The following is a 7,706-nucleotide window of genomic DNA, read 5'->3' on the forward strand; positions in this document are numbered from 1 at the left end:
AGCGGCGGCGGATCGGCCGGACGTTGCGGCGCGCCGGGCGTGGGTGCCCGCAAGGCCGGATCGGCCGACGGGGACTGGGTCCGCGTGTTGGCCTTGATCGCCGCGGGAGAGGCCCCGGCGGTCGCGCGGACGGTGTGGGCGCCGACGGAGCCTTCCAGCCGGCTCGCCAGACTGTCGGCGGCCTCGATCATGAACTGGAGTTCGTCGCGAAGCGCCTGGGCGCGGTCGATCGACTTCTGGAGGACATCGGCCGATTTGGCGGCGGTCTCCTTCATGCCGGCGACGCTGACTTCGGCCCGGCCCGCCGCGTCGGCGAAGCCCTTGACCAGATCGTCGAGTTCCGCCTTGTTGTCGCGCAGGCGGCTGAGCCGCCGGTTCAGCACGATAGCGAAGCCGATCGTCGCCGACAGCAGGATGACGATCAGGATGTCGAGAATGAGCGGGAAGGTAAGGGTCATCGCCGTGTGTCCGCTTCTTTCGTCGCCTCGCGCTCGATCCGGACCGCGATGTGGCCGCCCTTGCGGCCCATCCGTCCGTCGAACATCGCGACGTCGCCGCAGCGCAGCTGGATGCTGTCGTCGGGTGTGGCGTTGAGCAGGATGCGGGTGCCGACCTTCCAGTTCAGCACGTCGTAGAGCTGCACGGTCATTTCGTCGAGCACGGCGCTGATCTGCACCTCCGTCATCCAAAGCTCGCTGGCAAGGTGGGTTTCCCAGATCGAGTCACGGCCGAACTTCTCGCCCATGAACATCTGGAGCAGCAGCTCGCGCACCGGCTCCAGGGTCGCGTAGGGGATCAACAGTTCCAGCCGTCCACCCCGGTCCTCCATGTCGATGCGCAGCTTCGCCAGCACGGCGGCATTGGCGGGCCGCGCGATGGTGGCGAAGCGCGGGTTGGTTTCCAGCCGGTCGAAGCGGAAAACGACGGGCGACAGCGGGTCGAAGGCGGCGGACAGGTCGCTCAGGACCACGTGGACCATCCGTTCGACCAGGTTGCGCTCGATCGTGGTGTAGGGGCGGCCCTCGATGCGCATCGCGGCGGTGCCGCGCCGGCCGCCCAGCAGCACGTCCACGATCGAGTAGATCAGGGCGCTGTCGACGACCATCAGGCCGTAGTTGTCCCATTCCTCCGCCTTGAAGACGGACAGCATGGCCGGCAGCGGGATCGAGTTGAGGTAGTCGCCGAACCGGACCGACGAGATCTGGTCCAGGCTGACCTCGACGTTGTCGGACGTGAAATTGCGGAGCGAGGTCGACATCATGCGAACGAGGCGGTCGAACACCACTTCCAGCATGGGCAGGCGTTCGTAGTTGACCAGCGCGCTGTTGACCAGCGCCATCAGGCCGGAATTGTCGCCGTCGCCGGAGCCGTCGCTGTCGAAGCCGAGCAGGCTGTCGATCTCGTCCTGGTTCAGGACTCGCGTGGACCCTCCACCCCCCATCTCGTCGCCGCCGCCACCGCCGTCGGCGCCTTCGTCGGCCAGCGCCGCCCATTCGGCGGCCAGCCGTTCCTCCTCGCTCAATCCGTCCAGCTTGGGGTCGCTCATGGTGCCATATCCCGCTTCACTGGATCAGCATTTCGCGGAACAGGACATCCTTGACCTGTACCGGACGGGCGGCGATGCCGACCCGCAGCAGAAGTTCCTCGCGCAGGCGGTCGATGCCCGATGTCCCGCGCAGGTCGGCAAGGCGGAGCTCGCGCAGGTAGACCTGAAAGTTGTCGACGATGCGCGGCATGATCTTCTCAATGGCGGGCAGGTCCTCCGGATGGACCAGTTCGATCAGGATGCTGATCTTCAGGAAGCTCGGGCTGCTGCGTCCGGTGTTGTTCAGGTTGACCACGAGATCGGGAACCTTGAAGTACAGCTCGGCCGGACCGGGTGGCGCCGCGCCGTGGGCATCCTTCTTCTCTTCCGACGCGTGACCGGCGGAGGACCCGAGCGCGCAGGTCAGGAAGGCCGCGGCGGCGATGGCCAGGAATGGGGATCTGTCCGGTCTGCTGGCGCTCATGGCGTGGGTTCCCGGTTCACTGGATCAGCATTTCGCGGAACAGGACGTCCCTGACCTGAACCGGCTGCGCCGCGATCACGAGACGCGTCAGAAGTTCCTCCCGCAGCCGGTAGATGCCGGCCGAACCGCGCAGGTCCTCGACCCGGAGTTCGCGCAGATAGACCTGGAAGTTGTCGACGATGCGCGGCACGACCTTCTCGATCTCGGGCAGGTCTTCCTCCCGCCCGACCTCCACGCTGACGCTGATCTTGAGGAAGCTGGGGCGGCGGCCGGTGCTGTTCAGGTTGACGACCATGTCGGGGACCTTGAAGAACACCCCGCCGGCGCCGGGATCGCCGTGACCGGCGGCCGGAGCGCCATGGCCGTCGGCCTTGGCGTCGGGCTTGCCGTGGGCGTCGGGTTTCGGTTCCCCGTGCGGGTCCTCTTCCGCCTGGGTTTCGGCCGGATCGAACACGCCGGCGAAGAACGCCGCGGCAGCGCCGCCGAGGAGGAGGAGCAGCGGCAGAACGATGAACAGCACCAGTTTCTTGCCGCTGAACTTCTTCCGTGCCGGCGCTTCGCCCGCCTCGCCTTCCTCTTCCTCGTGTGTGGCTCCCGCCATGATCGATCGGCTCCCAGCGGTCCCCGCGCATGCGGAAATCTTGGTAAAACAGTTAACCTGGGATAGTTAACAAGTCGTTGAAACTACCCGGTTTTCTCAGTCGAGCCTGAACAAAGCAAACTTCGGGCCACTATTGGGAAGACAAGGCTTTCGCTGGAATTTAGAACGACATTCGAGCTTATGCCGTGCGAATGCCGCAGGAACGCTCCGGCGCCGCCGGTGACTGTGCGAACAGTTGCCGGGAGCACGACGGGCGGTCCGGCAATCTCATCCGGGCGAACCGGCAAAATATGCCGGGCAATCCATGCAGCCTCGCGCGCGGGAGCATTATCCGGGACGGCGCCCGGAGGCGGAGGTGCCGGAAAGCAGCCGGATCTAGGGGCTTCGGAGAAACTGGCACGTTGCCTGCAAGGGAGAATGCGGCCCGGCGATGAGCGCCGGACCACACGACCCAAGTCTCAAGACCCAAATCTCAAGACCCAAATCTCAAGACCAGGAACGAGAGCGCCGGCCATGGAAAACCCCATCTACATAGCCCTGTCGAGACAGGATGGCCTTCGCAGGCAGATGGATGTGGTTGCCAACAACCTCGCCAACATGACGACGCCGGGCTACAAGAACCAGCGCATGATGTTCCTGGAATACCTAGCGAAGCCCGCCACCGTCGGCGGCCTGTCGGGCGACAAGGTCTCGATGGCGCAGGATTACGGCATGCGGCGGAACACCGCCCCCGGCCCGATCACCTCGACCGGCAACGCGCTCGACATCGCTCTTCACGGCAACGGCTACATGGCGGTCGAAACCCGCGACGGCCAGCGCTACACCCGGTCCGGCCACCTCCAGCTCGACCTGGACCGCCAGATCGTCGATGCCGGCGGCCTTCCGATCCTGGACGAGCAGGACCGCCCGATGACGGTGCCGCAGAACGCGGGGCCGGTGACCATCACGGCGGACGGCACGGTTTCCACCGAACAGGGCCAGATCGGCAAGATCAAGCTGGTCCAGTTCGAGCGGGAGCAGTTCATGAAGGACCTGGGCGCCGGGCTCTACGCCACCGACGAGGAAGGCAAGCCGGCGACCGACCTGAAGGTGGTCCAGGGCGCCGTCGAAGAGTCGAACGTCCAGTCCGTCGTGGAGATGACCCAGATGATCGAGATTTCCCGCCAGTACGCGTCCAACCAGAAGCTGATCGATGCCGAGCACGAACGGCAGCGCAACGCCATCACCAAGCTGTCCCGGCTGAGCTGAAGCTCCGGCTACCCCTGAAAAGAAAAGGAACTGACCATGCGTAGCCTGAGCATCGGCACCACCGGCATGTTGGCCCAGCAGCTCAACGTCGAAACGATCTCGAACAACATCGCGAACATGACGACGACCGGATACAAGCGCCAGCGCGCCGAATTCCAGGACCTGCTGTACCAGAACCAGCGCCGGGTCGGCTCCACCTCGTCCGATGCCGGCACCATCGTCCCCTCGGGCATCCAGATCGGCGCCGGTGTCAAGACCGGAGCGGTCTACCGGATCAACGAACAGGGCAACCTGTCGGTGACCGACAACTCGCTGGACATGGCCGTCAACGGCCAAGGCTACTTCCAGATCACCCTGCCCGACGGCAACACCGGCTACACCCGCGCCGGTTCGTTCCAGCTCAACGCCGAGGGCACTGTGGTGACCTCGGACGGCTACACCGTCCAGCCCGGCATCGTCGTTCCCGCCGATGCGGTCGATATCACGGTCAATGCCAGCGGCGAGGTCCAGGTCAAGCTGGACGGCCAGATCCAGCCGCAGACGGTCGGCCAGATCCAGCTCGCGGTGTTCCCCAACGACGCCGGCCTGGAAGCGATCGGCAGCAACCTGCTGCTGGCGACTCCCGCTTCCGGCGATCCCGTCCCCGGCAACCCGTCGGCTCCCGGCTACGGCCGGCTGGTCCAGGGCGCCCTTGAAACCAGCAACGTCAACATCGTGGCCGAGATCACCAACCTGATCACGGCGCAGCGCGCCTACGAGATGAACTCGAAGGTGATCAGCACGACCGACCAGATGATGACCACGACCAGCCAGCTGCGCTGACCGCACCGAAGCCGGTTCGCCGAAGCCAGTCCAGAGACCGAGGATAGAGAAAATGAACAAGCTCGCCCTGATCGCCGTGTCCGCCACCCTCGCCATCGCGGCGGCGTCCCAGATCCGGTCCGCCGAAGCGGCCACCCTGCGGACGGACACCACCATCAGCGGCGACACCGTCCGGCTCGGCGACCTGTTCGACGACGTGATGGGCAAGGAAGACCAGCCGGTCGGCCGCGCGCCGGCTCCCGGCCGCCGCGCCACCTACGATGCCACATACCTGCTGCGCATCGCGTCCTACCACCAGATCTCCTGGCGGCCCAACAGCCAGTTCGAGCGGGCGACCGTGACCCGGAGCAGTTCGGTCGTGAACGCCGAAATGGTCCGCGGCGCGGTCGAGGCCGAACTGACGGCGCGGGCGGATGCCGACCGGCTGGACGTGGATCTCGACAACAAGCTGCTGGAAGTCCATCTGCCGGCCGACCAGCCGACCACGCTGAAGCTGGAATCCGTGACCTTCGACCAGGTCCAGGGCCGGTTCTCCGCCGTCCTGGTCGCCCCGGCGGAAGGGCCGGAACAGACCCGCACCGCCATCAGCGGCCGGGCGGCCGCCCTGGTCGACGTGCCGGTCCTGACCCGGCGCATCAAGCCGGGCGAAGTGATCGCGGCGTCCGATATCGGCTATATGGAAGTCCGCATCAACCGCATGGGCGCCGAGCTGGTGCGCGACACCACCGACCTGATCGGCCAGACTCCGCGCCGCCAGATCAACGAGAACACCCCGATCCGCGCCCGCGACCTTCAGCAGCCGCAGGTCGTCACCAAGGGTTCGCTGGTCACCATGGTCCTTCAGCAGAAGTCGATGACCCTGACCGCCCAGGGCAAGGCCCTGGAAGCCGGCTCCGACGGTCAGGTGATCCGGGTCGTCAACACGATGAGCAACAGGACGGTCGAAGCCGTCGTCATCGGCCCGAACCAGGTCTCCGTCTCCAGACCCGGCGGCATCGCGCTGAACTGAACCCGACGCCGTTTTCCGACCGCTTCCCTTCCGGCACCCTTTCATCTGGCATCGGGCTTGCAAAGACGTTCATGCGCCCCGCGTACCAAGGAATTTCGCCATGACCGTCTCCCGTCTCGCCCTGATCGCCGCCTCGGCGGCCCTGCTGACCGCCTGCAACGCCACCACCCGCATGTCGGAAGTCGGCAGCCCCCCTCCGCTGACGCAGATCGAGAACCCGAACCGCGCGGCGGGCTACGTTCCGGTCAGCCTGCCGATGCCGGCGCCGCAGACCGGCGTCCGCGAGGCGAACTCGCTGTGGCGCTCGGGCGCCAGGGCCTTCTTCAAGGACCAGCGGGCCAGCCGGGTCGGCGATATCCTGACGGTGTCGATCAACATCAACGATCAGGCCCAGATCAACAACCAGACCACCCGGACCCGCGCCAACAGCGAGAACGCCGGAATGCCGGAAGTCTTCGGCTTCGACCTGAACAAGATCCTGCCCGGCACCAGCGCCGCCAAGGCGCTTCTGGAAGGCAAGCTGGACGGCAATTCGACCCAGTACGACGCGGGTGGCCGCGACAGCCTGCTGGGCATGACCAGCGACACCAGCAACAAGGGTGCCGGCCAGATCAACCGCAAGGAGACGATCACGCTCCAGGTCGCGGCCCTGATCACCGACGTATTGCCGAACGGCAACCTTGTGCTCCAGGGCCGGCAGGAAGTGCGGGTCAACTTCGAGGTCCGCGAGCTTCAGATTACCGGCGTGATCCGGCCGGAGGACATCAACTCGGCAAATTCGATCAGCTATGAAAAAATTGCCGAGGCCCGGATTTCCTACGGCGGACGCGGCCAGATCAGCGACGTCCAGCAACCCCGCTACGGCCAGCAGATCTTCGACATCATCATGCCGTTCTGATGAAATCATCAGACGCCCTCTGTCACCACGCATCGGTGATGCGTGGTGACAGAGGGCACTTGGCCGCTTCGGGTTCCAAGTCAGCCCGCAAGCGCTTTGCGGGCATCCTGTAGAGTTATCATCAGCGTCAGCGGCTCAACCTGAGAAGGCTGAAAGCTCCACTTCTCATAGAAGCGACGCGCTTCCTCATCAATGGCGTGGACCAGCAAAGCCCTGATACCGGCATATTCCGACACTTCGATCGTTTTCAGGATGGCATCGCGCAACATGCCGGATCCGATACCTTGCCCATTCCAGCGTCTATCCACGGCAAGCCGGCCCAGGATCATCACTGGGATCGGGTCGGGCATATTGCGTCTGACCTTGCCTGTCGCAACGGAGTGAAGCACCGAACCGACAGCCAGACCGAAGTACCCGACGACGGTTTCACCGCAGCAAACCACGAAGGTCCGGCAAGCTCCATCTCTCACGTTGCGCAGAGCGCGCTTTTGCAGCCATTCATTCAAGACGGAATAACCGCAATCGAATTCCGAATGAATATGATCTTCCGTCAGACGAACCGGAGCGGCTGGTCCCCGTGCATCTCCTGGGATCGGGAAAAAATTCATTTATCCCAAGGTGCTCTTCTGGATAAGAGAGTCTTCAACATTTCATGAGATTGCGCGGGGGCATCCAGCGCCTCCGAGAAACGCTGGTACTGCTCTGCATCGGCAAAGAATACCCGCTGATCGAGGATCGTATCCTCGGCGGCACGACACGCCGTTTCCAGCATGAATTCCGTCCGTGTCTTTCCAGATATCTGCGCCGCCCGGTCGATCAGGTCGCGATGACGGCGACCAACGCGCATGTTTATGTTCACGGAGCTTTCTTCCGCTCGATCGCCAGCGATCATCGCAACTTCTCCTGACGTTCCACTTTCTTCCACATTGAGCGCCAGCTATATCAACGCCGAAACGCCAACTGTGATGACAATGTGCGCACGGACCTGCATTGTCAACATAGCTCGTCGGTCATCTGGCGATCCGTGCTGAAGATACCTGATACCATGGGCCGGAGACATTGACCTGTTTGGACAGTGTTTGTTGGGCCACGGCCCAACCTACAGGCTCCTGCTTCGTA

At 64.3% G+C, this 7,706-nt stretch carries 10 protein-coding genes; 4 read left to right on the plus strand and 6 right to left on the minus strand.

Annotated features, from left to right (window positions below; all coding sequences use genetic code 11):
* The 4 genes from N826_RS37875 to N826_RS37890 all read right to left on the minus strand — a co-directional run.
* Positions 1-458 (minus strand): DUF6468 domain-containing protein (locus tag N826_RS37875; protein WP_247870480.1); only part of this gene is annotated, 458 nt, incomplete at its 3' end.
* Positions 455-1,546 carry a flagellar motor switch protein FliM gene (gene fliM / locus N826_RS37880; RefSeq protein WP_044437664.1) on the minus strand — a complete coding sequence of 364 codons (1,092 nt, stop codon included), beginning with the start codon at positions 1,544-1,546 and terminating at the stop codon, positions 455-457. The genes fliM and N826_RS37875, both read right to left, overlap by 4 nt.
* A gap of 16 nt (positions 1,547-1,562) precedes the next feature.
* The gene (locus tag N826_RS37885; RefSeq protein WP_052832788.1) at positions 1,563-2,009 is read right to left on the minus strand and encodes a flagellar basal body-associated FliL family protein; all 447 of its coding nucleotides are present in this window, start codon (positions 2,007-2,009) and stop codon (positions 1,563-1,565) included.
* Positions 2,010-2,025: 16 nt separating this feature from the next.
* On the minus strand, positions 2,026-2,610 hold the full coding sequence (locus N826_RS37890; protein ID WP_044437665.1) for a flagellar basal body-associated FliL family protein: 585 nt from the start codon (positions 2,608-2,610) through the stop codon (positions 2,026-2,028).
* 513 nt (positions 2,611-3,123) lie between these two features.
* On the opposite strand from N826_RS37890, the gene flgF reads away from it, so the two are divergent.
* The 4 genes from flgF (at position 3,124) to flgH (ending at position 6,587) form a co-directional block, all read left to right on the plus strand.
* Positions 3,124-3,858, plus strand: a complete 735-nt coding sequence (gene flgF / locus N826_RS37895) for a flagellar basal-body rod protein FlgF (protein WP_044437666.1) — start codon at positions 3,124-3,126, stop codon at positions 3,856-3,858.
* 36 nt (positions 3,859-3,894) lie between these two features.
* The gene (flgG, locus tag N826_RS37900; protein ID WP_044437667.1) at positions 3,895-4,680 is read left to right on the plus strand and encodes a flagellar basal-body rod protein FlgG; all 786 of its coding nucleotides are present in this window, start codon (positions 3,895-3,897) and stop codon (positions 4,678-4,680) included.
* Positions 4,681-4,732: 52 nt separating this feature from the next.
* The gene (gene flgA, locus N826_RS41140) at positions 4,733-5,689 is read left to right on the plus strand and encodes a flagellar basal body P-ring formation chaperone FlgA (protein WP_052832789.1); all 957 of its coding nucleotides are present in this window, start codon (positions 4,733-4,735) and stop codon (positions 5,687-5,689) included.
* Positions 5,690-5,789: 100 nt separating this feature from the next.
* A complete protein-coding gene (gene flgH / locus N826_RS37910) occupies positions 5,790-6,587 on the plus strand; it encodes a flagellar basal body L-ring protein FlgH (protein WP_044437668.1) in 798 nt (265 codons plus the stop codon).
* A gap of 80 nt (positions 6,588-6,667) precedes the next feature.
* Here the strand turns inward: flgH and N826_RS37915 are convergent, their stop codons facing one another.
* Positions 6,668-7,195, minus strand: a complete 528-nt coding sequence (locus N826_RS37915; protein WP_052832790.1) for a GNAT family N-acetyltransferase — start codon at positions 7,193-7,195, stop codon at positions 6,668-6,670.
* Positions 7,192-7,479 carry a type II toxin-antitoxin system TacA family antitoxin gene (locus tag N826_RS42600; RefSeq protein WP_084721542.1) on the minus strand — a complete coding sequence of 96 codons (288 nt, stop codon included), beginning with the start codon at positions 7,477-7,479 and terminating at the stop codon, positions 7,192-7,194. Before N826_RS42600 ends, N826_RS37915 begins: the two co-directional genes overlap by 4 nt.
* Positions 7,480-7,706 lie beyond the last annotated feature (227 nt).

Origin of the sequence: Skermanella aerolata KACC 11604 (genome assembly GCF_000936425.1) — a bacterium.
In the GTDB taxonomy this organism is placed as follows: Bacteria; Pseudomonadota; Alphaproteobacteria; order Azospirillales; family Azospirillaceae; genus Skermanella; species Skermanella aerolata.

Bases quoted from the DNA above. Each gene is read 5' to 3' on its own strand.
- fliM (WP_044437664.1), bottom strand. From the start codon at position 1,546: ATGAGCGACCCCAAGCTGGACGGATTGAGCGAGGAGGAACGGCTGGCC.
- N826_RS37885 (WP_052832788.1), bottom strand. From the start codon at position 2,009: ATGAGCGCCAGCAGACCGGACAGATCCCCATTCCTGGCCATCGCCGCC.
- N826_RS37890 (WP_044437665.1), bottom strand. From the start codon at position 2,610: ATGGCGGGAGCCACACACGAGGAAGAGGAAGGCGAGGCGGGCGAAGCG.
- flgF (WP_044437666.1), top strand. From the start codon at position 3,124: ATGGAAAACCCCATCTACATAGCCCTGTCGAGACAGGATGGCCTTCGC.
- flgG (WP_044437667.1), top strand. From the start codon at position 3,895: ATGCGTAGCCTGAGCATCGGCACCACCGGCATGTTGGCCCAGCAGCTC.
- flgA (WP_052832789.1), top strand. From the start codon at position 4,733: ATGAACAAGCTCGCCCTGATCGCCGTGTCCGCCACCCTCGCCATCGCG.
- flgH (WP_044437668.1), top strand. From the start codon at position 5,790: ATGACCGTCTCCCGTCTCGCCCTGATCGCCGCCTCGGCGGCCCTGCTG.
- N826_RS37915 (WP_052832790.1), bottom strand. From the start codon at position 7,195: ATGAATTTTTTCCCGATCCCAGGAGATGCACGGGGACCAGCCGCTCCG.
- N826_RS42600 (WP_084721542.1), bottom strand. From the start codon at position 7,479: ATGATCGCTGGCGATCGAGCGGAAGAAAGCTCCGTGAACATAAACATG.